Source organism: Arthrobacter ginkgonis, from assembly GCF_039540195.1.
Taxonomy (GTDB): domain Bacteria; phylum Actinomycetota; class Actinomycetes; order Actinomycetales; family Micrococcaceae; genus Zafaria; species Zafaria ginkgonis.
This window is the reverse complement of the sequence record NZ_BAABEO010000001.1, coordinates 159,906-184,929: the sequence shown is the minus strand read 5'-3', so window position 1 is coordinate 184,929 and position 25,024 is coordinate 159,906. Positions and strand designations below refer to the sequence as shown.

The 25,024-nt window shown below is 65.0% G+C and carries 22 protein-coding genes; 13 read left to right on the top strand and 9 right to left on the bottom strand.

Going from position 1 to position 25,024, the window contains the following annotated elements:
- Nucleotides 1–631 precede the first annotated feature (631 nt).
- Nucleotides 632–2,227: an MFS transporter gene (locus ABD912_RS00840; protein ID WP_345147756.1), complete on the top strand. Its 1,596-nt coding sequence runs from the start codon at nucleotides 632–634 to the stop codon at nucleotides 2,225–2,227.
- A gap of 385 nt (nucleotides 2,228–2,612) precedes the next feature.
- On the top strand, nucleotides 2,613–3,098 hold the full coding sequence (locus ABD912_RS00835) for a universal stress protein (protein ID WP_345147754.1): 486 nt from the start codon (nucleotides 2,613–2,615) through the stop codon (nucleotides 3,096–3,098).
- A gap of 284 nt (nucleotides 3,099–3,382) precedes the next feature.
- On the opposite strand, the gene ABD912_RS00830 is transcribed toward ABD912_RS00835, so the two are convergent.
- From ABD912_RS00830 to ABD912_RS00820, 3 genes are all read right to left on the bottom strand, one after another.
- Nucleotides 3,383–3,511, bottom strand: a complete 129-nt coding sequence (locus tag ABD912_RS00830; RefSeq protein WP_425548001.1) for a hypothetical protein — start codon at nucleotides 3,509–3,511, stop codon at nucleotides 3,383–3,385.
- Between the two features lie 182 nt (nucleotides 3,512–3,693).
- On the bottom strand, nucleotides 3,694–4,188 hold the full coding sequence (locus ABD912_RS00825) for an SRPBCC family protein (RefSeq protein ID WP_345147753.1): 495 nt from the start codon (nucleotides 4,186–4,188) through the stop codon (nucleotides 3,694–3,696).
- Nucleotides 4,189–4,479: 291 nt separating this feature from the next.
- Complete coding sequence (locus tag ABD912_RS00820; RefSeq protein ID WP_345147751.1) at nucleotides 4,480–6,723, bottom strand: arylsulfatase; 2,244 nt, start codon at nucleotides 6,721–6,723, stop codon at nucleotides 4,480–4,482.
- A 735-nt stretch (nucleotides 6,724–7,458) separates the two neighbouring features.
- Here ABD912_RS00820 and ABD912_RS00815 point away from each other — a divergent pair.
- From ABD912_RS00815 to ABD912_RS00790, 6 genes are all read left to right on the top strand, one after another.
- Complete coding sequence (locus ABD912_RS00815; RefSeq protein WP_345147769.1) at nucleotides 7,459–8,391, top strand: formylglycine-generating enzyme family protein; 933 nt, start codon at nucleotides 7,459–7,461, stop codon at nucleotides 8,389–8,391.
- Between the two features lie 94 nt (nucleotides 8,392–8,485).
- On the top strand, nucleotides 8,486–9,766 hold the full coding sequence (locus ABD912_RS00810; protein WP_345147749.1) for a cation:proton antiporter: 1,281 nt from the start codon (nucleotides 8,486–8,488) through the stop codon (nucleotides 9,764–9,766).
- An 809-nt stretch (nucleotides 9,767–10,575) separates the two neighbouring features.
- Nucleotides 10,576–11,034 (top strand): DUF6325 family protein, encoded by a 459-nt coding sequence (locus ABD912_RS00805; protein WP_345147747.1) that lies wholly within the window; start codon nucleotides 10,576–10,578, stop codon nucleotides 11,032–11,034.
- Nucleotide 11,035: 1 nt separating this feature from the next.
- Complete coding sequence (locus ABD912_RS00800; RefSeq protein WP_345147746.1) at nucleotides 11,036–11,194, top strand: hypothetical protein; 159 nt, start codon at nucleotides 11,036–11,038, stop codon at nucleotides 11,192–11,194.
- 891 nt (nucleotides 11,195–12,085) lie between these two features.
- Nucleotides 12,086–12,658 carry a hypothetical protein gene (locus ABD912_RS00795; RefSeq protein ID WP_345147745.1) on the top strand — a complete coding sequence of 191 codons (573 nt, stop codon included), beginning with the start codon at nucleotides 12,086–12,088 and terminating at the stop codon, nucleotides 12,656–12,658.
- A 153-nt stretch (nucleotides 12,659–12,811) separates the two neighbouring features.
- Complete coding sequence (locus ABD912_RS00790; protein WP_345147744.1) at nucleotides 12,812–13,345, top strand: hypothetical protein; 534 nt, start codon at nucleotides 12,812–12,814, stop codon at nucleotides 13,343–13,345.
- Between the two features lie 62 nt (nucleotides 13,346–13,407).
- Here ABD912_RS00790 and ABD912_RS00785 read toward each other — a convergent pair whose 3' ends face one another.
- A complete protein-coding gene (locus tag ABD912_RS00785; RefSeq protein ID WP_345147742.1) occupies nucleotides 13,408–14,346 on the bottom strand; it encodes a hypothetical protein in 939 nt (312 codons plus the stop codon).
- Between the two features lie 474 nt (nucleotides 14,347–14,820).
- Here ABD912_RS00785 and ABD912_RS00780 point away from each other — a divergent pair, with 474 nt between their 5' ends.
- Both ABD912_RS00780 and ABD912_RS00775 read left to right on the top strand, forming a co-directional pair.
- Complete coding sequence (locus tag ABD912_RS00780; protein WP_345147740.1) at nucleotides 14,821–15,396, top strand: hypothetical protein; 576 nt, start codon at nucleotides 14,821–14,823, stop codon at nucleotides 15,394–15,396.
- A gap of 266 nt (nucleotides 15,397–15,662) precedes the next feature.
- Entirely contained in the window at nucleotides 15,663–16,106 is a 444-nt protein-coding gene (locus ABD912_RS00775) for a hypothetical protein (RefSeq protein WP_345147738.1), read from the top strand.
- An 896-nt stretch (nucleotides 16,107–17,002) separates the two neighbouring features.
- Here the strand turns inward: ABD912_RS00775 and ABD912_RS00770 are convergent.
- The 3 genes from ABD912_RS00770 to ABD912_RS00760 are packed head-to-tail and all read right to left on the bottom strand — an operon-like array spanning nucleotide 17,003 to nucleotide 20,882.
- Nucleotides 17,003–17,716 carry a YoaK family protein gene (locus ABD912_RS00770; RefSeq protein ID WP_345147737.1) on the bottom strand — a complete coding sequence of 238 codons (714 nt, stop codon included), beginning with the start codon at nucleotides 17,714–17,716 and terminating at the stop codon, nucleotides 17,003–17,005.
- A 37-nt stretch (nucleotides 17,717–17,753) separates the two neighbouring features.
- Nucleotides 17,754–19,343, bottom strand: a complete 1,590-nt coding sequence (locus ABD912_RS00765) for a gamma-glutamyltransferase family protein (protein WP_345147736.1) — start codon at nucleotides 19,341–19,343, stop codon at nucleotides 17,754–17,756.
- Nucleotides 19,344–19,391: 48 nt separating this feature from the next.
- A complete protein-coding gene (locus ABD912_RS00760; RefSeq protein ID WP_345147735.1) occupies nucleotides 19,392–20,882 on the bottom strand; it encodes a peptide MFS transporter in 1,491 nt (496 codons plus the stop codon).
- 170 nt (nucleotides 20,883–21,052) lie between these two features.
- Here ABD912_RS00760 and ABD912_RS00755 point away from each other — a divergent pair, with 170 nt between their 5' ends.
- Complete coding sequence (locus ABD912_RS00755) at nucleotides 21,053–21,772, top strand: FadR/GntR family transcriptional regulator (RefSeq protein ID WP_345147734.1); 720 nt, start codon at nucleotides 21,053–21,055, stop codon at nucleotides 21,770–21,772.
- 415 nt (nucleotides 21,773–22,187) lie between these two features.
- On the opposite strand, the gene ABD912_RS00750 is transcribed toward ABD912_RS00755, so the two are convergent.
- Both ABD912_RS00750 and ABD912_RS00745 read right to left on the bottom strand, forming a co-directional pair.
- A complete protein-coding gene (locus tag ABD912_RS00750) occupies nucleotides 22,188–22,802 on the bottom strand; it encodes a GNAT family N-acetyltransferase (RefSeq protein WP_345147733.1) in 615 nt (204 codons plus the stop codon).
- Between the two features lie 100 nt (nucleotides 22,803–22,902).
- Nucleotides 22,903–23,202: a DUF4193 family protein gene (locus tag ABD912_RS00745; protein WP_345147732.1), complete on the bottom strand. Its 300-nt coding sequence runs from the start codon at nucleotides 23,200–23,202 to the stop codon at nucleotides 22,903–22,905.
- Between the two features lie 863 nt (nucleotides 23,203–24,065).
- On the opposite strand from ABD912_RS00745, the gene ABD912_RS00740 reads away from it, so the two are divergent.
- On the top strand, nucleotides 24,066–24,512 hold the full coding sequence (locus ABD912_RS00740) for a hypothetical protein (protein ID WP_345147731.1): 447 nt from the start codon (nucleotides 24,066–24,068) through the stop codon (nucleotides 24,510–24,512).
- Entirely contained in the window at nucleotides 24,509–24,868 is a 360-nt protein-coding gene (locus tag ABD912_RS00735; protein ID WP_345147729.1) for a hypothetical protein, read from the top strand. Before ABD912_RS00740 ends, ABD912_RS00735 begins: the two co-directional genes overlap by 4 nt.
- The last annotated feature ends 156 nt before the right edge of the window (nucleotides 24,869–25,024 follow it).

The window sequence follows — 25,024 nt, the reverse complement described above, 5'->3', positions numbered from 1 at the left end:
CGGCACAGGGCACCACTCTCCACCGCGCGTCGGCGATGCTTGACGGGTAGACCCGGCAAGCCCCGAGCATCCCCCTTTTCCGGGAACCAAGATCGCAAGTGCCGGCGTGCAACCGGAGGGATGCAAGACGGTCCGTCGAGACGGGAGGGCCGTCTCTGTGAGTGTTGGTTGGAAACGGCGGTTGGTTCACATGTTCAAATGGCGGCCCCGAACGTAGACGCCAGACCGTGCCGTGTGGTGCGGGACAATCCGGGCTTCGATGTCGGAGCAAGCCGCCATGATCAAACGCGGTTTGACCGCCCAACAAAAGTGAAAGGCCAGAGGCCCGAAATAGGGAACGCACGGGCACCGGGTGGGCACTTTCCCGGGCGGGTCAAACGCTCCGATGCCGCGGGGCGGTGCAGCGTTGCCAATTGCCCTGCACGTTCGCATCGCCCGGTCCACCACGGCGGTGCACCTTAGGCGGGACTTTGGCCTCCGTGCAGACCTTTCACCATCCGGGAGGCTGTGGTTCCATGGGCCCATCAAGGACCGCGCTATCCCGGCGAACCTGCCGGGAGGGTGCCACAGGAGGCGACATGTCCAGCCCCACCACGATCCCGCACTCCGCAGGCCTAACAGGTGGCCAGCGATGAGTTCTCCCAACAGCGGCAACACCGAGACGGAGCCGTTCAACCAAAAACTCGCCCTCCTGCTGGCCATGGCAATGTTCGTGCTCGTCGTCGACACCTCAATCATGAACGTCTCCATCTCCGCCGTGGTGCACGACATCGGCGCGACCGTCAGCGGACTCCAGTCGACGATTGCGCTCGAGGCGCTGGTGTCCGCGGCCTTCATCCTGATCGGCGGCAAGGTCGGCGACCTGATCGGGCGCAAGCGCGCCTACGTGATCGGCCTGTGCTGCTACGCGCTCGGGGCGCTGGCGATGACGCTGGCCCAGACCCTGCTCCCGATCATCATCTTCTGGGCGATCATCGGCGGCCTGGGTGCCTCGTTGCTGCTGCCGTCCATGCAGTCCCTCATCCACGGGAACTTCGAGGGCGAGGCCCAGAAACGGGTCTACGCCCTGGTCGGGGCCTCGGCGGCGATCGCCGCCGCCGTCGGGCCGCTGCTGGGCGGGTTCATCACCACGTTCCTGTCCTGGCGTATCGCCTTCCTGCTGGAGGTCCTCATCATCGCGGTCGTGCTTTTGGGCATCAAGCTCGTCCACGACGTCCCCTACCTGGGACCCCGGGAACTGGACCTCGTCGGATCGCTGCTGTCCATCGTGGGCATGGGCGGCATCGTGCTCGGCATCCTGGTCTGGCAGGAGGGCGGCGAAGCGGTGGGCGTGCTCCTGGCCGTGGGGGCCTTCGGGCTGGGCGGGCTGGTCTACTGGCTCCTGCGGCGCAAGCGCCGCCACAAGCCGACGCTGCTGGACCCGGATCTGTTCCGATCGCACGCCTTCCGGTTTGGCGCCACGGGGCAGATGCTCCAGCAGATCGCCCTGGGCGGCACCATGATCGTGCTGCCCATCTACCTCCAGATGGTGCTCGGATACAACGCCATGCAGTCTGGATTGTCGATCGCCCCGCTCTCGCTGACCATGTTCGGAATCGCCATACTCGCCGGCAAGAAGAGCGGGACGCGGCGTCCGGCCAGCCTCATCAGGTGGGGCTTCCTGCTCCTGATGGTGGGCCTGCTGGTGCTCGTGCCGATCGTGCCGCGCGCAGACTCCGGCTGGTGGCTCCTGGTCCCGCTGATCATCGCCGGCTGCGGGCTCGGGCTGCTGGTGTCGCAGCTGAACAACTACACCCTCTCCCCTATCTCGGACGAGCGGGTCAGCGAGGCCGCCAGCGTGAACTCGGCCGCCGGCTCGTTCGGCCTCTCGTTCGGACTCGCTTTTGCCGGCGGCATCATGCTGGCGGCACTGTCGATCATCTTCACGTCCATGGCCACGTCAAGCACGGTGCTGCCGCCGGACGAACAGCAGCAAGTCGCCCAGGTGCTCGAAGACGACGCCCAAGTGGTGAGCAATGCGCAACTCGAGGAACTCCTCGCCACCCAGCCGGAGGAGTACCAGGACGAGATCATCCGCATCAACACGGAGGCGCGACCCCTTGCCCTGCAGATCGCGCTGTTCATTCCGATCCTCGCCGGCCTGGCCGGCCTGCTCACCTCGTTCCGCATGATGCGGCTTCCGGATCCCACGCCCTCCGGCACCGGGGAGGGCACGGTCCTGGGCTGAGTTCTCGTGTGCCGAACGCGTTGCGAGGGTCCGCGCAAGGTGCCGCGTACGGATGCGCAGCGCCCTACGCGCAGGCCCATGGGACCTTTCGACGCTCCACACCGACTGTGGATGAGTTCAATCCGGGGTCCGGCGACCACCGGGTGGCTTTCACCCGGAGCGGGTGATGCGCGGGAGATCTGGCTGAACCCGCCGGGCTTCGGATGCCAGGTTCCATTCAACCCACTTTCCCTGGATGCGCGAACGCCTCGCGGGAAATCTCGGCTCCGGCCACTAACCAGGCAGGAGCGAGGGCCGGCGGCACCCGAGTCTTGGACCGGCCTTCCACCCCCTCCTCCCCGGACGAATCATGGAGCCAACCGGCCCCGCGATGGCAGGAGGCACCATGGACAGCGGAACGCAGCCGCGCATCGTCGTGGGCGTCGACGGCTCCGCCTCCTCGATCGAAGCCCTCAGGCAGGCCCAGCGGATCGCCCGGGGGCTCGGAGCCCGCATCGAGGCCACCGCCTGCTGGGAAGCGCCCAGAATGTCCGATCAATACGAGCTCATGGGCATCGGCGACTTCGAAAAGCGTGCCCGCCAAATCCTCGTCGAAGCGCTCACCGCCGCCTACGGCCCCGACCGCCCAAGCAACGTCAGCGCCCACCTGCGCCAAGGCAACCCCCGTCCCCAACTCATCGAAGCCAGCAAGGACGCCGACATCCTCGTTCTCGGACGCCGCGGGCACGGAGGCTTTCCCGGACTGCTGCTCGGTTCCGTCAGTTCGGCCTGCATCGCCCGCGCCCACTGTCCCGTGCTCGTCGTCCACGCCCCGCCGGGAACGCCCCAACACCAGGCCCCGGCAGCGCCCGTGGCCCTTCCCGAGGACTAGTGCGAACCCGCCGTTCGGCTGCGATCGAGGAGAACGACGTCCGTCCCTGCAGTCGCGGATGCAAGACGTTTTGTCGAGACAGTGAGTCCGCTCTGTGACTATGAACTTCGTATGGTGGCCATTTCCGTCGGGAAAACCGCCATTTCCAGCTATCAGTTGCATGGCAGGAGCCATCGAACGCGTCATGGGGCCCGGCGCAACACCCCAAGCCGCCGGCCCGGGGTGTTGCGCCGGGCCCAGCAGTTGCCTGGTTCAGCAGTTGTCCGGCCCGGCAGCTGACGGGTTCAGTAGCTGGCCGGTGTGCTCCCGTCCGTGCCGGCGTCGCCGGTGAAGCGGGCGGCCAGGGCCTCGGTGCCGCGGGCCAGCAGGGCGACGTCGGCGCCCACGCCCACGAAGTCCGCCCCGGCGGCCATGTAGCGGCGGGCCTCCGTTTTCGCCTTACCCGTCTGATCGGCGCAGGTAGCCGTTCCTCGGTGCGGGCGCGTGGATATGGGTCGCCGCCCGACAACAAGCAGATCGACCGGCAGATACTGGTCAATGGCGGCGAAAGCCCTGCCCGAGTGCTGCGTGCACCTTGCGAGCCTAGGGCCCTGCATCAGTTCCTCATATGCACCCGGATAGTGTGCAGGACTCGGCGTTGTAATCCTCTGATGATCGGGCCGCCCAACCAGATCAACGGGACAGCCCAGGGGTGTGCTCCAATGGCCAGCGTCCAGGTGAGGCGGGAGCCGGAGGGCGTGGGCTCGATGACCCAGTCCTCCGCCACATTTCGGAGGCCGGGAAGAGACGCCTCCAGACCGCTGAACGAAAATCGCTGCCCCTCGATCCAGCGGAAGAACCGCTCACGGACAGTGAACACTACCCCCAGCGTGACCTCGCGTACGGTCCCTACGCCCAACGGCGGCGGACCCCAGCGGAGGCCGGTCCACACCGGTACCCAGTAGACCAAATCGTAGCCGGTGGTCACGTCCCAGATCCGCTCGGCAGGGGCCGTGGTCTCCACGGACTGCTCGTAGCGAAAGGGCGCGGACTTCAGGAAAGCGTCATCACTCTCGGCGAGGGGAAACCAATGCCGAGAGACGAGTGCCATTGTTCCCTCCTCCCGGCGCGCCGTCTTGCAACAACGGATAGCAGCCCTGTGATTCAGCCAGCAGCCATGGGCTGCCACAGCGCGATCGCGCTGTGGCACTTCTAAAACACTGTCTTGAACGCATACGCCCCACCATCCAGGCCTTGAACGACGAGGACGAAAGACATTGGTAATTTGTGACCAATAGCTGTTGAAACTTCCTTGCGGCTGCTCACGGCGGGGGCAGGTTGCCGGGTCCATCGCGCCCAGGGACCCGTACACGTGCCGGCATCCAGGCTGCTTCTTTCCGCCTTACTGCTGCGCCATCAGTCGGGCTACTTCGGCGTCGTCGTCGCGGATCAGCTCGCCCGACACCTCGACTGTGACCGAGTGGATCGTGCCCGTGAACGTGAACGGCGGCTGATAGCTCTTGGTTGCCGAGGCGCCAAAGTCGTAGCCGCAGCTAAGGCCCTCGAGCTCGAAGAGGAGCGGTGTGGTGTACGGGAAGTCTGCGTTTCCGACGAGTCTGCCGTCGATGTAGAGCTGGGCGCGTCCGGGCGTCCCTCTGCCCAGCTTGAAGTCAGGCTGACCGGTGGGCTCGAACTCGTAGCGAACGGCATGCCGTCCCGGACGTAGCGGTTCGGACGAGGAAACCTCGAACTGTTCGCGTCCGACATAGTTGTACACGTACCGCAGGCGTCCGTCGTCCACGAAGAAGGTGTAGCCGCCGGCATCTCCACCCTGCGCGATGAGAACGCCACTTGCGCCGTCAGCCGGAATCTCGACGTCGGCCTCGATGGAGTGGGGCCGATTGTAAATGGGTGGCGCCGCGAAGGCCGGGACCAACGAGGTGTGCGGTCGATAGACGAAGCGGGTGCGGGGCCTCGATGTCTGCGGACGCTCCGTCGCCAGACGTGCCTGTAGCGAGCCGTCCAGCGGCAGTACCTTGTACTTCTCGGCTTCCTCCCACCACAGGGCAATCAGGTCGCGCAGCTGCTCGGGGTGCTCGGCAGCGACGTTGGATGACTCTGTGGGATCCTCGTTGATGTCGTAGAGCTCCCATCCGCTCGCGTCGAGCCGCTCGAGGACCTCCGGCGTGATCGGCTCACCCATCCGGCGACCCATGGCAGCGGCCTCAGTGAAATTCGGCCCCGGCCAGGGACACACCGCCCGCCACCCGTCGTGGTAGATCGCCCTGTGACCGAACATCTCAAAGTACTGCGTCGTGTGGCCGGTCGGCGCATCCGCCGCGTCGAAGGAACTGGCGAAGCTGACCCCTTCGATCGGCGCCTGGGCGACTCCACGTACGGCGGCCGGCGGCTCAACACCAAGGGCGTCGAGAACGGTCGGCACCAGGTCGATCGCGTGGGCGTACTGGCCGCGGACTTCGCCGCGGGCCCCGATCCTCGCCGGCCAGGCGACGACGAACGGGTCGGTCGCCCCGCCACGGTACGTCTCACGCTTCCATCGCCGGAACGGCGTGTTGCCCGCCCAGGTCCAACCCCACGCGTAGTGGTTGTACGTCCGCGTTCCACCCAGCTCGTCGATCATGGCAAGGTTATCGTCGAAGTTCTCGGGGACCCGATTGAAGAACAGCATCTCGTTGAAGGAGCCCGTCACGCCACCTTCGGCCGAGGCGCCGTTGTCTGAGATGACCATAATCAGCGTGTTCTCGAGCTCGCCGATCTGTTCGATAGTGTCCAGCACGCGCCCGAGGTGGTGGTCCGCGTGCGAGACGAAACCCGCGTAGACCTCCATCATGCGGGCGTACAACCGACGCTCGTCGCCGCTCAGCGAGTTCCACTCCGGGACATCAGGGTCACGTGGCGATAGTTCGGCGTCGGCCGGGAACAGGCCGATCTTCTTTTGCTGGGCGAACACCGTTTCGCGGTAGGAGTCCCAACCTTCGTCGAACCTACCGCGGTAGCGGTCGGCCCAGTCCTTCGGCACGTGGTGCGGGGCGTGTCCCGCCCCGGGGGCGTAGTACATAAAGAACGGCTTCTCCGGCGCGTTGGCCTCGCTGTCCAGGATCATCTTGATCGCCTGGTCCGCCAGGTCCTCGCTCAGGTGGTAACCGTCCTCGGGCAGCCGCGGCTGGCGAACCTGCGCGTTGTCCTGGGTGAGGTCGGGATACCACTGGTTGGTTTCGCCGCCAAGGAAGCCGTAGTAGCGCTCGAATCCTCGCCCAAGAGGCCGGCGGTGGAACGGTCCGGCCGGGGAGTTGTCCTCCGTCGGCGACAGATGCCACTTGCCCACACAGAACGTGTTGTAGCCGTGATCGATCAACATCTCGGGCAGCATGCCATTCTCGAACGGCATCCGGCCGTCGTAGCCAGGGAAGCCGGTTGCCAACTCCATGATGGAGGCGACTCCGTTGGAGTGATGGTTGCGGCCGGTCAGGATGCACGACCGGCTCGGTGAACATAACGCAGTCGTGTGCATGTTCGCGTACCGCAGGCCGCTCGCCGCGACACGGTCGATGTTCGGTGTCTCAACCAGTCCACCGAAGCAGGAGAGCTGTCCATAGCCCACGTCGTCGAGCACGACGAGCAGCACGTTCGGTGCTCCTTCGGGAGCCCGTTGAGGAGCGGGCCAAGCCGCCTCCGACTCCTCGACCGTCCGCCCGGCCACGCCTGGAAACCGGTCACCTGGCTTGTACTCCCTGATTGACATGGGACTCCCCCTGGGTGGTCGCTTCGATGGCTCGCCATTCACTCTGCCCCGCCCCATCGACCTCCGCCTCACCCGAAAGGAATGAACCTGAAGGCCGTGGGCGCCGGTTACGCGTCCGCGTCCACTTCACCCAACGCTTCATGAATGAACATGGTCGAGGCCGTCTTGGGCACTGCCCGGCTGCCGGGCCATCCTCCGCGGCAATTCAAGACCGTCCGCGACCTCGCGGGCCCCCATCCGCCGGTTCATCGACAACGACATCGCCGACTGCCGCCATTCGCCGGGACCACGGCCGACCAAATCGTCAAGAAGGCGAAACGTCCCAAGACGCCAGAGAGGGGGCCCAAACACTCCACGGGTCGGCGGACCAGGCCCAGGCGGGCGGGAGATTCCGCTGCCGGGTCGCCTGGACGGCTCCCGGGGCATCGACTGATCGGTTACGGCGTGGCGCCCGAGGAACACCTGTCCCAGTGGACTTCGGGCGGCATCTGGAACGATGCCGCGGTAGCGGGTAGCATCCGCTCAAGCCATGGCGCGCGGCAACCGGGTCCTCACCTGCCGGAACAGCGGGCCATGCGAACGGGAAGGATAACGCCCGGTATGCCTGTCACGACGACGATGTTGCATGTTCCGGCCGGTGAGTTCCTGATGGGATCGGACGAGTTCTACGCCGACGAGGGACCCCCACATCGGGTCCGCGTACCGGCCTTCGAGCTGGATGAGCGTCCCGTCACCAACGCGGAATTCGCCGTGTTTGTTGCGGCAACAGGTTACCTGACGGTGGCCGAGCGGCCGCTGGACCCGGCGGAATTTCCCGGCCTTTCGCCCCAGGACCTGGCCCCGGGCGGGTTGGTTTTCACGCCTTCATCCGGGCCGGTGGATCTGGGCGACTGGAGACAGTGGTGGCGCTGGGTCCCTGGCGCGTGCTGGCACCAGCCGCTGGGCCCCGGATCCTCAATCCAAGGCAGGGAAGACCATCCGGCCGTGCAGGTGTCCTTCGCGGATGCCGGCGCATATGCGACCTGGGCCGGCAAACGGCTGCCGGACGAAGCCGAATGGGAATTTGCGGCCAGGGGCGGACTATCCGACGCGTTCACCTATGCGTGGGGAAACGAGGCCAGCCCGGGCGGTGTGCTCATGGCCAACACCTGGCAGGGGCGTTTCCCGTACCTCCATACGGGCGCGAACGGGTGGAAGGGGACATCCCCGGTCGGGACGTTCCCCCCGAACGGGTACGGGCTCTTCGACATGATCGGAAACGTGTGGGAGTGGACCAGAAGCTACTATTCGGCCCGCCACGACACAGACGCCGGAGCAGGGACTCACCACCGGGTAGGCGGGTGCGCATGTACTCCGCACCGGGATAAGGCCGCCGAAAGCGCGGAGCCCGGGTCCGGGATCCCGCGCCGCGTACTCAAGGGAGGCTCGCACCTGTGCGCTCCGGAGTACTGCCTGCGCTACCGCCCGGCAGCGCGCTCCCCACAGGCCGAGGACACGGCAACCTCGCATATCGGCTTCCGGTGCGCACGTTCCCTGACCCCGGATCAGTAATCCGGGAGAAGCCGGGGACGCCCCAGGAAGCCCATTTTTTGGAATCCATCCGGACGGCAGGGTGGGAAAGCACACGATCGAGAGCAGGATCCGCATGATAGCGGCGGCGACGATACTGACAATCATCATCGTCTGGAGCGCGTTCTCCGGGCCGCTAGACCGGCGCGGGGTCACCTCGGCCCTCTTCTTCACCGCCGCTGGCGCGTTCGTCGGCGCGTCGGCCCTCGGCTTCCTCGAAATCTCCATGAAGTCCGCAGTGGTCGAGCGGGTGGCCGAGGTCGCGCTCGTCCTGCTCCTGTTCAGCGACGCCACCCGACTGGATCTTCGTTTGCTCCGCCGTGAGCTCGGGTGGCCGAGCCGCCTCCTGCTGATCGGCCTACCGCTCACCATGCTCGCCGGGACAGGGGTCGGCGTGCTCATCTTCCCCGGAATGGCGATCGCATCCGTAGTTCTGCTCTCGATGATGCTGGCCTCAACCGACGCAGCCCTCGGCCAGAAGGTCGTCTCCGACACGGCCGTGCCGGCCCGCGTGCGGCAGGCGCTCGACGTAGAGAGCGGCCTCAACGACGGCCTCGCCGTGCCCTTCTTCCTCGTCGCACTCGAGATCGCCAACGCCGAGCTCGAAACCGGCGTCACCTGGGCCGTCGCCAGCAACATGGCTGCCCAGATCGGCTGGGGACTCACCGGCGGACTCACCGCGGGGATCCTGGGCGGCCTGCTGGTCCGCGCCGCCAACCGGCGCACGTGGATCAGCCCCGAGTGGCGACAGGTCGCGCCATTGGGGGTGGCGCTTCTGGCCTACACCATCGCCTTGATGCTCGGCGGCAGCGGCTTCATCGCCGCCTTCGCCGGCGGCATCGCGTTCGGGAGCGTCTCGGGCACACGCAGTTCGCTCACCAATCTGTTCACAGAAGAGACGGGCGGCTTCCTCGCCGCCGTAACGTGGATCGGGTTCGGAGCGCTGGCCTTCATCCTAGCCATCCCGCACATCACCTGGCAGGTGATCCTCTATGCCGTGCTCAGCTTGACGCTGGTGCGCATGATTCCCGTGGCGATCGCCTTCGCGGGCCGGGGAGTGAGGCGTCCGACGGTGGCGTTCATCGGCTGGTTCGGCCCACGCGGGCTCGCCTCGCTCGTGTTCGCGCTGCTCGCTCTCGAGCGCGGTGTCCCAGACGGTGAGGTCGTCCTCACGACCGTCGTTGTCACCGTCGCCCTCAGCGTCGTCCTTCACGGCCTGACCTCGGTCCCGTTGGTCGCCGCCTACCACCGCTGGTACGAGGTCCACGCGGCCGAGCATCCGGCGGCGGAGGAGACTATGCCAGCGACGGTGCCTCGCCAGCGACGACGGATTCCCGGCTCCGATCCGGCCAAATGATCGAAGCAGCCGGTGGTCGGCCGGTATGCGCTCATCGCGGCCAGTGTCGCCGCCTACCAAGCGGGGGCCGCCACGCGGATGCCGATACTCGGAGCGTCGTTCAGCGGAGCTCCTCGACCAGCCCGGTGATGATGCCGTCGGGGCCGCGGACGTAGCAGTACCGGTAGATGTCCCCGTACTGCGTCACCTCGCCCACGAGTTTCGGCGCCATGGGCGCGCAGGCGGTCGAGGACGTTCGTCGACGGCGTCCTCGATGAACGTGAGGCGAGGGATGCCCGGGGCGTTGATCGGCGCCCCCGGCGCAATGCTGGGGTCCACCGGCGTGTGGAACGTCGACAGCTCGACCCGGCCGTGGCCGTCCGGGATCCGCACGACGGCGATGGCCGCTCCGACGCCATCCAGCCCGACGAGCTGGCACCCATCCACCCTCGGCTGCTGGCTCGCCCTCCAGTTCCAGGCCCAGTTCGACGAAGAACGCGATAGCAGCCGTGGAGACCTTGTCTTCAGCCGCCTCAGTGGCGCCCACCCCGTCCATAGGGACGTTCTTGCTGGCCTTGACCAGATCGTCGTAAGTCTTCACGACCTGATCCCGTGCCGAATCGAGCTGACCCACCGGGCCCCCGCTTAAGCGTCTGCTTGAATCTTCTCAGGGTTCGTCAATGGCCTTGGCAGCAGTGCGCGGCTGCGAAACGTTATCCTGCGCTTTCACCCGGCGCGGGTGAGGCGCTGCACCTCACCGGGGGCACAGGATGGAACTGCGGCGGTCCGTCGGATTGCCTTGTACCCAATGAGAAACGGAGGTCATCAGTATGGCTGAGGCACTGGATGAACTAGGGCCGGTGGACTGGCTCGTCGTGGAGTTCCCTGGGCCCGACTTCGGCAAGGGCCAGATCGCCCCGTTCCTGGAGGACCTGGTCAAGCGTGACCTCATCAGGGTGCTCGACATGGTATTCCTGAGGAAAACCGACGATGGCACGCTCGAGACGGCCGAAATATCCGACCTCGACCCGAGCGAGCTCGGCGAGGTGCGCACGGCCGAGGCAGACCTGGCCATGGTGCTCTCTGAGCAGGACGTCATTGACTTGGCCGAGACGATCGAGCCGGGCCACTCCGCTGCGGTGCTCGTCTGGGAAAACCTGTGGGCGGCTCCGTTCGGCGCGGCCGTCCGCAAGGCCGGCGGCCAGCTCGTGGCCAGCGGCCGGATCCCGACCCAGGCCGTCATCGCCGCCGTCGAGGCCGACGCCGCAGAAGCAAAGGAAGGATCCTGACATGCCACTGGCAGCACGACGCAGGCGCCGGACCGCCGCCGCCGTCGGCGGGGCCGTTGTTGTCGCCCACGGGATGAACCGTCGCGGCGACCGCCGGGACGACCGACGGGACGACCGCGACGACCGCCGCGACGACCGCCGCGACGACCGCCGCGACTGACACCCCCGACTGAGACACCACAGAGCCGGCTCCCGGCTCCCGCAGGTGCGCATGACCCTTCCGGGGTCATGCGCACCCACCCGATGCACCTCCGTCGAGGCCTTAGGAAAGGTCAGCCCATCAATGGTCCGGCCCGAAACGTTGATCACATGCTGAGCGCGGACGCACGGCAGATGCGGGAACGCAGAAGGCACCATCGACCCGGCTAATGGCACTATCGGTCCCGGCGGTCCTGACCGGTGTGGTCTCGGCATTCGTCCTGTACGCGATGGACACGCTCTCCCGTGCCCTTGAAATCCTGATTTGGAAGAGCCTGCCGGCGGCGCCTGGCGTCGATCCTGGTTCCGACGGTGAATCTTTGGGGTCCCCCGCCTGACCGGACTGGCCGTGGGCCTCGCGGTGTGGCTGGTACCGGGCCGTGGCGGCCGTAACACGGCCACGACCGAACCCCTCGCTCCGCCGCAGAAGATCGCCACGTTGCCGAGCCCTGCTGGTGACCGTCCGGATCGCGAATACACCGCGCAACTGACCAGTCCAATTGTGCGAGACGACAACAAGGACTCTCCGACTAGGCCCTCGGAATGATCCAAGCGTAAATCGGCCACCAGTTACATCAGGGCTGCCTTGCAAGCGGTGGGATGCAAGACGGTTTTGTCGAGACACTGGTGAAGCACCTCCAGTCGCGTCGCGCCGATCCGCGAATCCCGTCGTTCGTTCGTCCCGGGACCCGCCACACCCAGCCATACGCAATACCCGCCCCGTGGGGTATCAACCTCAGTCATCCTCCCTGCGTTGGCCGCACGTGGGCACTGACCCGATCCCCGGGAGGTGCAGCGTTCCTGGCCCCATCATCCCCGCGCAGCGGCTTTGCACTCCCCTAGTATTTCGATCATGACCACGCATCGCCCCGGCCGGGAGGCCCGCCAGCAGCGGCTCGCCACCCGCCGCGGGCGACGCCGAGCCCAGGACCCGCAGTGGCCTGCCCCAGACGAGGAAGTGCTCCGGTATGCGCGCGGACTGCGGCGCGCCGCAGCGGCCGCCCTGCTCGTGGTGCTGCCCGTCCTCGGCTGGGCCTTCGCCGAGTGCATCATCGCCAGCGAACGGGCCGACGCCCTGGCCGTCGCCACCCAACCGCACCACACCGCCACGCTCATTGACGTCAGCCGGATGGTCCGGGGCGGGGACACCTATACCGTCGAATACCAGGGCCGCGAGTATGAACTCGCCAACGGCTACCCGCTCGACGACACGATCGGCGCACCGGTCCAGATCGTCTTCCGCGCCGACGACCCCGACTGGGCCATCGGCGTCACCAAGTCCTCCTACTGGGCACCGGACCCCGGCGCCGACACGTTTTTCCGCACCGCGATGGTGGCGACAGGCATCGTCTTCGCCGCCTGGCGCACATGGAAGCTGCTGCCCGATGACTGGGAACGACTCGCCGCCTTCCGGGGCGGAGCGTGAGGCGGGCCCGGTGGCCCGACCGGATCCTCACGATCCTCGCCGCACGGACCGCGCCCGCGTCTCCCGGCAGACCGGAGTCCGGTCTCCGATCGGGGCAGGGTCCTTGACGAACGGGGTAGCGTAAAGATCGACCCGTTGACAGGAGGAGATCACATGGTTGGCGAAGGATTGACATATCTTGTTGACTTCATTGGGGCCATGCGTAACGCTAGGACCGGCGACATGGTGTTGGCCAAGGTCCACGAGTCGGCCCCAGGCGTCCGCATCACGTACGACGTGAGGGCCCGAACGCCCGAGGGGACCTTCGAACTCGTCTCGGATGACAATTTCAGGATGTCCTACCGACCAGCGGAGGGCATCCTGCTCGGTTCCGAAGGTAGCGAAACACCCCGCCAGGACCGGCGGCCGCACTTCCCCATGACCCCGCCGGTGCTGGCCATGTTTAGCCCCTTGGATCTGCCGATCTGGGGTGGGCCGCGGGACAACAGACGCGTCGTGTCCGCAGAGCCGGACGGGCCGGGCCGCATTCGGCTGATACTCGGCCCCCTTGAGGGCCCCGAGGACCCGCTTCTCGGTGGCTACGCCGTGGTGGACCTGGAACTGGGTGTCGTTCTTGAAATGCGCTACGGCGACCGCGACTATGTCACCACCGATATCAGAACCGCCTCGTGGATGCCGTCCTTTTGACGCATCATTCACCGCTCTAGGGGAGGGGCGCCGCGCCCCTCCCCTAGCTTACGGATCCAGCTCTACCAGCCAGCCTCCTTGCCGTTTGGGTACTTGCAGACGACCGTCTCGTAGCACTGGAAGCGCGGCATCTGCACGTTGCCGGCGATATTGAACTTCTTGTTCGCCTCCCGGTCGTTCATTTTCATGTTGTACACGTTCTGGTAGTACTTGGCGGCTCCCTTGTTGTTGTAAAGGTTGACCGTTTCAGACCATGTGTTGGAGGAATAAACGGTCTGTCGGAAGCTGGTCTGATCAACGACTTCGTCCACCGACAGCCGCAGATGCTTCTTGAGGTCCACCGACGCCTCGAATGCGATCTGCTTCGGCTGAAGCGGAGAATTCGTCGCCTTGAAAGTGGATTTCCTTTCCGCGCCAACATCGGAACGGAGCGTCAGCTTGGAGCTCCTCATCCAGAGGGTGACACCCGCCGATGTCTTCTGCCCCCAATAGATCGTTGTTTCTCCGGTCGCCTGGTACGTCCCGTTGACAATTGTCGTGGCGTTCGTGGACAGGTCCCCACCCCACCTGAGGGAGGCCGCCTCGAAACCTTCATCTGTTTCTGGTGGGCTCGGCACATCGTATTCAGCTTCCATGAAGACGGTGGGGGCGAGCTCCGCGTACTCTTCGGGGTCGACTCCGGTCAGGTCGACCACTTCCCCGTCGTCAGTGTCCATGCTGACGATCGTGTCGTCACCCCCATCGCTCTGTACGGTCACGCTGGCCAGATTGTCGAGGCATACGAAATCAATACCCTCCCCCGTATCCTGCACCGCCTCGACAACCGTCTCCGTAACGGCGAGTTCATCCAGGCCCGCTTCACAGGAGATTGGAAGTGCGGTGCTTGGCGGTACGTCCGGCTCTTCGGAGGCAATTGCAGGCCCCGCGGCGACGAGACTCGTGACGAGGAACAATGCCGCAGTTGCTGCAGCCGGGCGTGTTCTGATGATGCGAGTTACCAAGTGGATCCCCTATCCATGGTGACGGGCCAACCCTTCGACATGCGGCGAAATGTGCCGCTGACCACACGCTATGCAATCTCTCCTGCGCAAAGAAGGTTTTTGCCGATCGATTGAAAAATATTCACTTCAGGTAGCATTTACGACCCGCGGATTGCTCTGCCACATCAGAGCAATGCAAGAGCGCAGACATAAACGCGCGCCCAAAGCAGGGCACCATACGGAACCCGGAGAATCCGCCACCCGGAGCCCCTTGGTGCCCCTTCCCCGCGCGAACGAGCACAACTGCCAACCACAGCTGTGATTTAGCCACCAAAGGAAGTCGGTGGTCATGACTTGCAATTGCCTGGAACCGTCTTGCATCCGAGGGGATGCACGACGCTCTTGTCGAGACACTCACCCGCTTGCGGATGTAGGGAACGGGGCCATGTCTACGCGCTTCCCATTCAAAGCAGGTTGTTTCTGGAGAATGGGTGGATGGTGAGACGACAGAAGAAGCGCAACCTGGACGCGGCCCTGGAAAGGTCGTTCGCGGAACAGGTGCCGGTGGACGTATGGCACGAGGCCGATGGCGAACCGATGGGAGCCGCGGTGCTCGGCTTGGGCCGCAAATGGGTTCTCTTCGCCCTGCTCGTCGATGGTGTCCTGCCCAACGGCCACCGGGTGGTGCGGCGCCGGACGATTCGTCGTGCCAAGGTGTCGCCGCTCATGAATGCGCATTTGCGTGATCTGGGCGTCGTACCGCTGCCCGTTCCGGAACCGGCGATCAATCTTGGCCGCACCCGGGACGTTCTCGACTCCGTCTCCGCGGGCCACCGGGCCTTCTCGGTCCACCGCGACGAGATCTCCCCGAACACCTACCTAATGGGATCACCTATCGAATGGTGCCGGCGCTCGTTCTGGTTCCTGACCGTGGACCCGAAGGCCCGATGGGAACGAACAATGACCAGGATCAGGCTCCGCGACGTCACCCAGGTGGCCTTCGGCAGCGCCTACGAGACCGCCATCCTCGCTACGGCCGGCCCCCTGCCGGAACGATCGAACCCCTCGTAGCGGAGGAAATCGAGCGAGCCCGAGCGATCTTCTGCCCGTCCGCGCCCTTGAGCGTCGGGGAGTTGCCTCTGTTGGGAGACCGACATGCTGGATCCTTTCAGCGGGCCTCCGCTCCGCTGAATGGATAGGGTTCAACCATGATGTTCTCCTACCCCTGCTGGATTCGGTTCCAAGGACGGACGCTGGGCCTGATCTGGCAATCCGAGGATGGGACCGGGGATTCCGACGAGGACACCGACCGCTTTCTGACGGATGGCGGAAGAATCGTGTCCGCGAGCACCGTGGAGGATCTGTTGGCCCTGGCCGGCAGGCATGGCCTTGAGTTGGAAACCGCTATTGATCCGGAATGCGGCATCGACACTCCCCAGGACCTGGACGGGTTGGAGGCGCTGCTTGAACTGGCGGTATCGGATGACACCTGCGCCCAGCTGCTGAACGCCTGGAACCTGTTCGCAGACATTGCCCGCAGCGTTGGCGCCACCCTCGATGACCGCGGCCCGAAGGCCTCCAAGTGCTACGACAAGGTCTTCTACGGCAACAACCTGGAATGCATCACGCCTGCCGGCGAACACTACAGCCCGGACTTCAGCGCCTCCGAGCAGCGTCTGATAGCGGAAATCCTCAACCGCGGCCGGACCATCCTAGCCAGCCGTCTCCAGGTCGATCCCGAAACGGAGCACACCCCGGAGCAGCCCCACCGGAACCAATGATGCACCGGGCAGATAACGGCGTGTCCCCGACGGGACGCCCATCATCTAAACCAGCCCCCCTCGCGACCGGATCCCGTCAAGGGATCCTTGATGAAATGGGCGGCGGCTTCTGCACAGTCACCATCGGCGGAAAGTAGGTCCTGCAACCGGAGGAATGCAAGACGGTTTGTCGAGACAGTAGGCCTGCGTCAGGAATCCGCGTGCCGACCGTATTGAATCGCAGCCGATAAGTGGCGGTGTTTTCGCAGTGCCCCACGACAGGAAGGGGACATGCGTACAGGCCCATCGTGGGACTGCCCGGATCCTGTGTGCCCTTGCAGGCTGTGGCCTTCTGGCTCTTCTCGGGTTGTGGTTTTTCAGCCGCTTGATGTTGGGGGCAGAGGTGGAGGCCGGCGTACAGAGATTCCGCTTCATCACGGCGTCTGCGCTCCTCCTGCCCGCAGTCGTGCTTGCGTTCATGACCGTGCGACCGGTTTGGACTCCCCAGATTGCCGCACCGGCCGCCAAGTACCAGGTTCCCGCGCTTCTTGCGGGCTTGTGGTTCGTCATGGTCTTTCCTCTGGCGCTCGTGCTGGGCGTCTAACACCACGAGCCGCCTGCCAGGATCGTCCGCTTCCCGATGGGCCGCATTAGTGTTCGAAGCTGACCTCGACTGCAGGCGGCCAGAACAGTCTCGCAACCGAAGGGATGCAAGACGGTTTGTCGAGACAGAAGGTCGGTGTGTGGATTGCAGCAGTATGTGGCGGTGTTTTTTGTGACGCTATCTGTCGGTAGGGGACTGCCGGATGGTCAGGGGTCGTTGTTCTTCGATTGAACGGGGGTGAGCGTTCGACTGTCGTGAGGTGTGGCTGGGCAGAGCAATACGGACTGCCAAGAGAGCCTTGGCAGTCCGTGACCTATTGCTTTGCCGTCTGTAGCTCGGGCGCCTGGATGGTGGCTTCCTCGGGTAGGTTCCACTTACTCATGCCGGTGATCGTTACCGCCGCCGTGATCGCGGCTGCGACGAAGACGGGCACGCTGAGGTGTAGGTGCATCAGCCCGGTTCCCGCTGTGGCGCCGGCAAAGAGCACGGCCACTGCTGCGAATCGTCGGTTCCATAAGCGGCTTCCGGAGCCAAAGAAGGATTCCCCGGCCAGTGATGCGAGGGTTGAGGTGACGACTACTGTCGTCATGTCTTTGACGGCCAGGAAACGGGCGATCAAGGCTTGGGAGCCCATTTGCACGGCGATGGCGCAGGCCATGGCGACCCGGATCCACTCGGGATGGGTGTCCGTTTGCGTGAGAACAACTCCGGCGACGGAGAGCATTACCGTGCCGATGCCAAGAAGGACCGTTACGCGCACGTTCCAGCCCGAGGACCGGCGCTTGAGAACGGCTCCGGCGACCGCGGCTCCCAGCACGAACGCCACCAGTGCCAGGGCCGGCCCCAGGACGGGTAGGCCGTTGCCGCCGGCAGCGGCCATTCCGAGGATGACGATGTTGCCGGTCATGTTTCCGGTGAAGATGCGGTCCAGTCCGAGGTAGCCGACGGCATCCAGGGCGCCGGTGACGAAGGTTAGGGCCATCATCAACGACAGACGCATCCGGGCGTTTCGTTTCTCCTTCAGCATTCGCGACTGCTTTGTTCGGGCTGTATTGCGCGGTGCATCAGTTTCCTGCCCATGCGGCGCCGTCGCTGCGGGGGTCGGCACCGGCTTCGAGGGAGCCGTCGGCGTTCAGCCGGGCCACCATGGAGTGCCCTGCGTTGCTGTCGAGGTCCTTGCCTTCGGTGACGGTCATGGTGGTCTCGCGGATTTGTGCTGCCCGGCCGGTTTCCAGGGAGGGTTCGATCATGATCCGGTCGTTGCTGCTTCCGGCTTCGAGTCCTCCAACGATGAAGCGTGGTGCCGCAACCATCCGGAGGGGGCTGAGGCCTTCCAGGGAGCGCAGGATGAGTTGGGTGTGGATTTGGGACTGGGCCTTTCCGCCCATGGTGCCGTGGGCGGAAAGGGTGCCGTTTTCGTGCTCGACAATGACCGGGACGAGCGTGTGTGCGGGCCGCTTGCCCGGCTGCAGCAGGTTGGGCGAGGTCGGGTCCAGGGTGAAGAACGCGGCCCTGTTGTGCAGGACGAGCCCTGTGTCGGGTTCAAGCAGCTGTGATCCGAAGGAGTGGAAGACTGATTGGATCAAGGACACCGCCGTTCCGTCAGCAGAGACCGCTGCGACACCGACGGTGTCCCCGCCGGGCCGGGGCGTGTGGGCGAAGTGCGGACGCCCCTTGCCGGCCAGGCTGTTCTGTGCGGATGCGAGAGCACGGTGCAGGGCTTCATCGGAAAGTTCGGCCTCGACATCGACTTCGACAAAGCGGGGGTCGGCCAGTTGGTTGTCCCGTAGTGCATCGGAGCTGTAGAAGAGTTCGGCCAGCAGCCCCGCGTTCACGGTCGAGGGATCATCGGTGTGGGCGAACACGGCGCCGAGGTTCCTGAGCATGGTGTAGCCCTGGGAGTTCGGGGCTGCCGTGGACACGGTCAACGGCCCGAAGGAACGTGTCAGGGCCGGTTCGATGCTGGGCCTGTGGTTGGCAAGGTCTTGTTCGGTGACGGGGACACCCAGGGATTTCAACCCATCGGCCAGCCGGGTGGCGACGGAGCCCCGGTACATCGAGTCAAGTCCCTCATGGGCAAGTTGCGAAAGGGTTTCCGCCAGTGCGCTCTGAATGACGATGTCCCCGGCACGGCGTGGAGTGCCGTCCACGAAGAACATCGACTTCATCCCTTCGTCCTGCAGAAGCGTGGCCTTGTCCAGTTCGATGGCTTCGGCCAGTCCGGGGCTGACTGTCATCCCGTCCCGGGCCAGACGGATGGCGGGGGCGAGGACGTCTGCCGCCGGCAGTGACCCGCCGTGCTCGAGCAGGGCGGCCCAGCCGGAGACGGCGCCGGGAACCGAAACGGTCAGCGGCCCCAGAATCGGCATGTTCCCGCCCGTCCGGGCCAGAGCAGCCTGGGCTTCGGGGGCCGACCCGTAGGCGCCGGATGCGTTGACGCACACCTGTTGCCCGTCCGGCTTGCGGACCAACGCGATGACGTCCCCTCCGACACTGCACATGTGCGGGTAAACGACGGTCAGCACCGCGGCTGCGGCGACGGCTGCGTCTATGGCGTTTCCCCCGGCAGCGGTTACTTCCCGGGCAGCTTCCACAGCCGCGAAATGGGGGGCGGCGATGGCGACGCGCTGGGTGTTGGAGGGGATGGTGTTCATTGAATGACTCCAGTTATGTCTTGCTCGGTGAATGAGGGTGGAGGGGACCTACAGCGCGGGAACCTTGCGGTTCAGCGCACGGTAGACGAGGTAAAGGCCGACGGCTGCTGCGAGCGAGCCGAGACCGACGACAGAGAAGAAGAAGCCTTCGTTTTCGGGTGAATATGCCTGGGCGATGAACCCGGACAATGTCGAGCCGCCTGCCATGGTCAGGAAGTACAGCGAGGTCATCTGGGCCGAGGCCGCCCTGGGGGCCAGTCGCGCGGTCAGCGACAAGGCGGTCGGGACCACGACGATCTCCGCGACGCCGAACAGGACCATGGCGATGAGTACGACCAGGACGCTGTTGACCGGGCCAGTGGTCTGGCCCATGAACGCGAAGCTGAGCAAGGTGAGGGACATGCAGGCGATTCCGGCAACCACTTTCTTTCCCGACTCAGGCTGGGCGGTGCCCATCTTGGCCCAGATGGCCGCGAACACCGGGGCAATCAGCGTCGCGAACAGGCCTTCCAGGGTGATGATCAGAGCGGGGGGAAGGGTGAGGTCACCAATGGTCAGATTGACCCGGGTGTCCATGTAGAGCGCCAGGGTTGTGAAGAGCTGGAACAGCAGTGTCCAAAACAGCAGACTGCTGAGAAAAACCGGAATGTAGGTGTGCACCATGAGGCGTTCGGCCCGATCCACTTTCCGCGAGGACAGCAAGACAGCGAAGTAGGCCAGTGCCGCCACGAGGACGATGACGGTGACGAGAGTGTCGATGTTCTCAAAGTTAATGAACCCCGTGACAGTTCCAGTAACCAAGGCCGCCGCACCGACGACCGCGATCAGGGCGGCCCGCGCCCGCATCTGGCGGGGAAGGGGGTTCGGGACGGTACGGGTTACGGCGGGCAGGCGCTTCATGCCGAACACATACTGGACCAAGCCAAGTCCCATGCCGACGGCAGCTGCCGAGAAGGCAACGTGGAAGCCAAACTCCGGCTGAAGGAAACCGGTCAACAGCGGTCCGAGGAAGGCGCCGATCGAGATGCCCGTGTAGTAGATGGAGTAACCGACATCGCGCCGCGAATCCTCCCGGGAGTAGAGCTCTCCCACCATGGAGGTGGTGTTCACTTTCAAACCACCCGTACCCAGAACAATGAGCAGCAAACCCGCCATCAGGCCAGCGATGCCGGGGAGAACAGCCAAGGCTATGTGCCCCAGCATGATCAGGATGCCGCCCACGAGAACCAAGGTCCTGGGAGCAAGGAGGCGGTCCGCCAGCCACCCCCCGAGCATCTGGGAAATGTAAACGACCCCGCCGTAGGCTCCGGCGATACCCAGGGCAACAGGAGTAGCTATCCCCAGGCCCCCTTCGCTGAGGGAGTAGTAGAGGTAATAGGCGAGGATGACCTGAAGACCGTAAAAACTGAACCGCTCCCACATTTCAGTGGCCGAGAGCGTAAGCAGCCCCTTGGGCTGGGAAAAGAGCGACGGACGCGAAGCGGGAACCTCTTCGTTCTCACGTTCGGCTGCCGGTGCCGCAAAATCCTTGGTGGACATGAGCAAACCTTTCAGAACGGGGCGCCAACCGGGAAGTGTGACGGTCAACACAGCAATCATGTTTTTCTGGTAGGACCAAAATGTCAACGAAGAAAGGGCCTCCCAACCAATCATCCCAAGTAATCAAAGGCTTCTCTGGTATTTTGGTAGGACCAGATGAAGGAGTTGCGGTGACTGTTTGGGATGAAATCAACGTGTCCGGGGCAACGGTGCCCGAGCGGCTCAGTGAGCGCTTGGCCCGCCTGATTGAAAGCGGGCGGATCGCCTCCGGTTCAAAGCTTCCCAGCGAGCGTCATCTGACTGAGATACTCGGCGCGTCGAGAATCTCGGTGAGGCAGGCCCTTCAGGACCTCGAGATGCGAGGCTACCTGTCCAGCCGGCCACGGTCCGGATGGACAGTCAACTCAGCCGAGGACCGGGCGCTGGAGGGCAGCATCTTTGGAAACATGAGCCAGAAACAACGGACGATCCGTGAAGTCATGGACCTTCGCAGCGTCATCGAACCACCCATCTCCGAGCGGGCAGCGGTTCGGCACTCGGCCCGGGAGCTCGCCTCCTTGGAAGAGCCGCTTCTGGCGTCGGAGCAGGAACTGCTGAAATCCTCGCCGTCGCCTTCGGCCTTGCAGCGGTACGACGTCGAATTCCACTCCGCGATCGCGCGCGTGACCCACAACCCGTTGCTGATCCGCCTCGTGGATGAGACCCACGGGTGGATGGCCCCGACGCGCCAGACCACCTTTCAGACAGCCCAGAGGATGAAGCAGTCCGTCACCGCCCACAGGATGATCTTCACGGCAATCCAGTCAAGGAATCCTGCAGCCGCCCGCAACGCCATGCAGGAACATCTGCGGGAAATCCTTGTGGCAATCGATCCCTTGACGGAGCAATAACGGCCAAGCGACAACCACATTTCGAATCCGACCCGCAGGCATCCCTCACCGGGATGCAAAAGGACTCCGTTTACCACCTCGGCGCGCCCCTCCGCCAAGACGAAGTTCAGATGGTTGTGGACGCGAACCGCTGAACACACCTCGGGAGGGCCTGATCCCGAGCCTCGCTATTGGATGCCACGGATCCGGTTGTCGTAAGACAACAGCTTGTAGAAATGCACCCCACGCACTGACCCGCGGGAGGCATTCGCAGGGCGATCGCAACCAGCGCCCGTGGGCAGCGCGAGATCTTCCTGGGGGATCCGGATGCCTCGCCATGATCACAGCCATACCCGGGCCCACTCGGGTGTCTTGCAACCGGTGGGATGCAAGACACTCTGTCGAGACAGTAGGGCTGTCCCGGAAGTTTGCCAGGTTAGCTGTTTGTTTTGACGTTTGGTTGTGGAGTGCGCAGCTTTTCGGTCAGGGATAGTTTCACCGTCGGCCACTCGCTCTCAATGATGGAGAACACCACGACGTCGCGCATGGTTCCGTCCCGCCACAGGTCGTGGTTGCGCAGCACCCCGTCCTGCTTGGCTCCGAGCGCGGCGACGGCCCGCCGGGAGCGCTGGTTGTGCCAGTGGGTGCGGAATTCCACGGCAATGCAGTCCAGCGCGTCGAAGGCATGGGTGAGCTGCAGCAGCTTCACCCCGGTATTGAGGCCGGTGCCCTGGGCACTGGGGGCGATCCAAGTGGAACCGATCTCCAGACGCCGGTGGTCGGGACGGATACTGAGGAAGGTCGTCATCCCGACCGCCCGGCCATCGCTGGCCCGACGGATCGCCCACGGGACGATCTGGCCGGCGTCGTGCTTGGCCAACCGGTTCTCGATCTCCGCACTCATCCCCTCCGGGAAGGGCGGGCGGGTGTACCAGACCTTGTGGAGGTCGTTCTCGGCGACCGCCTCCGCCAACTCCGTGGCATGCTCCAGCGCCAGCGGTTCCAGTGTGGCCAAGGCACCGGTCAGCGTGGGGATCGAGAGGAAGTCCACCCCCTCAGCCTACAGATCGCCGGTCTTGAGGCGCCGCGTTCCCCGGTTGGTCGGCCGCGGCCCGCCCGTCGCCGGCGGCGAATCCCGCACCCGACGTGCCCTACAGCTCGCAGTCGCGGCAGTAGGCGGTGCCGTCCTTCTCGCGCACCAACTGGGACCGGTGGCGCACGGTGAAGCACGAGCCGCAGACGAACTCGTCCTCGCCCTGCGGGATCACCGCAACGACCAGCTCATCGTTGACGATGGCTCCGGGCAGTTCGAGCCCGTCCACGTCCTCGGCGACGTCGAGTTCCTCGACGACCGTACGGGCCGTCGGCGCCGCCATGCTCCGGACGCTCTTGTACGTCTCCTCGCTCTGCTCGGCCACTTCGGGGCGTGCCGCGTCATAGTCCTGTGCCATATGTCCTGTTCCTCGATTGCGGGTTCTGCCCCGCAACCCTAAGGCATCCGCGCCCCACGCTCACGCGGAACCCGCGATCCACCGACCGTCAGCACCGTCGACCAGCCGGGAGACCTTGCGTGAGGATCCAGCTCCCTCCCTCAAGAACGGTCACGCCGAACCTGCTCGCAAGCGCCTTGCCAGCGACGGGCAGCAGGGCACCAGACAGCAAGTTCCCGGAAGGCCGAGGGTAGGCTGGTCCGACTCCCACCCCGCCCGAAAGGCCGCCATGCCCCCCGACCCCCTGTTCATGAACCCGTTGGCCGGAGAGGCCCCGCCGGTCAGCCCGGCATCCCGCGAAACCGTCGCTCCCCCAGCCGTGTTCACCGCTCCCCCGGCGCCCGAAGGATTTGACGAAGCGTTACCGGAAGCAGAGATCCCGTTCCGTCCGCAACCGTCCAGGAAGCAACCACCCGGCCAGCGGCGCGCCGGACAGCGCACCAGCGGTCAGGGCCGAAACCACGGACGAGGCAACGGCCGCGACCAGCGGACCAACTAGCTCCAGGAAAGCAGGAGCCACCCCCGCCGTCCCGCCACCAGCGAGCCGCCCCGCGATGCTCAATCGCAGCACGCGAAAGTCAGCGCGGCCCCTCGCCCGCGCCTTGCAACCGGTGGGATGCGAGACGTTCTTGTCGAGACGCTCTCTGAGCCGCGGCGATGGGCGGTTCGCCCAAGGGCGTGGCGGTGGCCTAGCCTCGACTTTAGGGTGCCACCCGGATAGGGATCCTGACCGCCAAGGGAGCCGACTGCCTCCAAGTACGGGAACCGGAGTTCCCTCGCTAGCTGACGATAGAAACGGAAGAATTCTTGGAACATTGCCGCTGATGGCTCTCATCGTGGCGCTGGTCGCGACCGTTTGGCTGCTCATGGCCAGCCGATACGACCCCCAAGAGGGAAAAGTGGATATCGGGTCAATCTTTTACGCCTATTCAGTCCTGTTGGTGTTCCCTGCATTTGCCGCATGGCAGCTGGCCCTGATGTTGGGCTGGGACCCGCTTTTGCTCACGGCGGCGTGGATGGCCGCGGGCAGCCTCAGCTTCTTCGCCGCAACCGCGGGGCATCCTTCCCGGTTTGCCCTTTTTGTGGAGGCTCAGGTCTCGATGGGCAGCCGATTCGCATGGGACCCGGATTATCGTGAGCGGGCAGAGCGACGGAACAGCCTCGTCAAATACTTTTGGCGCTGGCTCTTGGTCCTGCCTTTGGCAGGGGCCGCAGCTCTAACGGTCGGATACGCGGCAGGAGCCGACACGGGCGTGGGGATCTTGGGATGAAAACACTTGTACGTCGGCTGACCAGCTGGCACTCGCTGGTGCTCACCGCGGCACTGGTCCTGGCCACCCTCACCCTGTCCGTCTGGTTCACCGGGCTCCGCACGGCTGCGGCCGTGGCGTCGTATGCCTTGGCGTTCATTCACTTCTGCGGGTCCGGATGGCTGTGGAGGGCCTACACGTACGGCAACGGCGATTACGACTCCCCCGACGCATGGGTCCCCGGAGGACTGTCCAAGAGCATGTTCATGCTGGCCGGCTTCCTCGTCCTTCTGGCTGCGTCCCTGGCCATCACCATCATCGACATCGAGCAAGGCTGCCCCTCCGCGCTGACCTCCGAGCCGGGGCTGTGCTCGTGATGAGGAACCGGCGGTTCCACCCTAAGCCTCCGGCGCATTGAAGGAGCCTCGAGCGGGGCACACGAGGCCCGACCAGCCCCCGATGGCCGCCCATCTCAATAGCCAATAGCGTCTTGAGAGATCTGACCGCGGCCGTTCTCCCCTAGGTTCGAACGC

Excerpts from the sequence above, each read along its gene's own strand:
- ABD912_RS00840 (WP_345147756.1), top strand. The coding sequence starts at position 632 with ATGAGTTCTCCCAACAGCGGCAACACCGAGACGGAGCCGTTCAACCAA.
- ABD912_RS00835 (WP_345147754.1), top strand. The coding sequence starts at position 2,613 with ATGGACAGCGGAACGCAGCCGCGCATCGTCGTGGGCGTCGACGGCTCC.
- ABD912_RS00830 (WP_425548001.1), bottom strand. The coding sequence starts at position 3,511 with ATGGCCGCCGGGGCGGACTTCGTGGGCGTGGGCGCCGACGTCGCCCTG.
- ABD912_RS00825 (WP_345147753.1), bottom strand. The coding sequence starts at position 4,188 with ATGGCACTCGTCTCTCGGCATTGGTTTCCCCTCGCCGAGAGTGATGAC.
- ABD912_RS00815 (WP_345147769.1), top strand. The coding sequence starts at position 7,459 with ATGTTGCATGTTCCGGCCGGTGAGTTCCTGATGGGATCGGACGAGTTC.
- ABD912_RS00810 (WP_345147749.1), top strand. The coding sequence starts at position 8,486 with ATGATAGCGGCGGCGACGATACTGACAATCATCATCGTCTGGAGCGCG.
- ABD912_RS00805 (WP_345147747.1), top strand. The coding sequence starts at position 10,576 with ATGGCTGAGGCACTGGATGAACTAGGGCCGGTGGACTGGCTCGTCGTG.
- ABD912_RS00800 (WP_345147746.1), top strand. The coding sequence starts at position 11,036 with ATGCCACTGGCAGCACGACGCAGGCGCCGGACCGCCGCCGCCGTCGGC.
- ABD912_RS00795 (WP_345147745.1), top strand. The coding sequence starts at position 12,086 with ATGACCACGCATCGCCCCGGCCGGGAGGCCCGCCAGCAGCGGCTCGCC.
- ABD912_RS00790 (WP_345147744.1), top strand. The coding sequence starts at position 12,812 with ATGGTTGGCGAAGGATTGACATATCTTGTTGACTTCATTGGGGCCATG.
- ABD912_RS00780 (WP_345147740.1), top strand. The coding sequence starts at position 14,821 with ATGGTGAGACGACAGAAGAAGCGCAACCTGGACGCGGCCCTGGAAAGG.
- ABD912_RS00770 (WP_345147737.1), bottom strand. The coding sequence starts at position 17,716 with ATGCTGAAGGAGAAACGAAACGCCCGGATGCGTCTGTCGTTGATGATG.
- ABD912_RS00765 (WP_345147736.1), bottom strand. The coding sequence starts at position 19,343 with ATGAACACCATCCCCTCCAACACCCAGCGCGTCGCCATCGCCGCCCCC.
- ABD912_RS00760 (WP_345147735.1), bottom strand. The coding sequence starts at position 20,882 with ATGTCCACCAAGGATTTTGCGGCACCGGCAGCCGAACGTGAGAACGAA.
- ABD912_RS00745 (WP_345147732.1), bottom strand. The coding sequence starts at position 23,202 with ATGGCACAGGACTATGACGCGGCACGCCCCGAAGTGGCCGAGCAGAGC.
- ABD912_RS00740 (WP_345147731.1), top strand. The coding sequence starts at position 24,066 with ATGGCTCTCATCGTGGCGCTGGTCGCGACCGTTTGGCTGCTCATGGCC.
- ABD912_RS00735 (WP_345147729.1), top strand. The coding sequence starts at position 24,509 with ATGAAAACACTTGTACGTCGGCTGACCAGCTGGCACTCGCTGGTGCTC.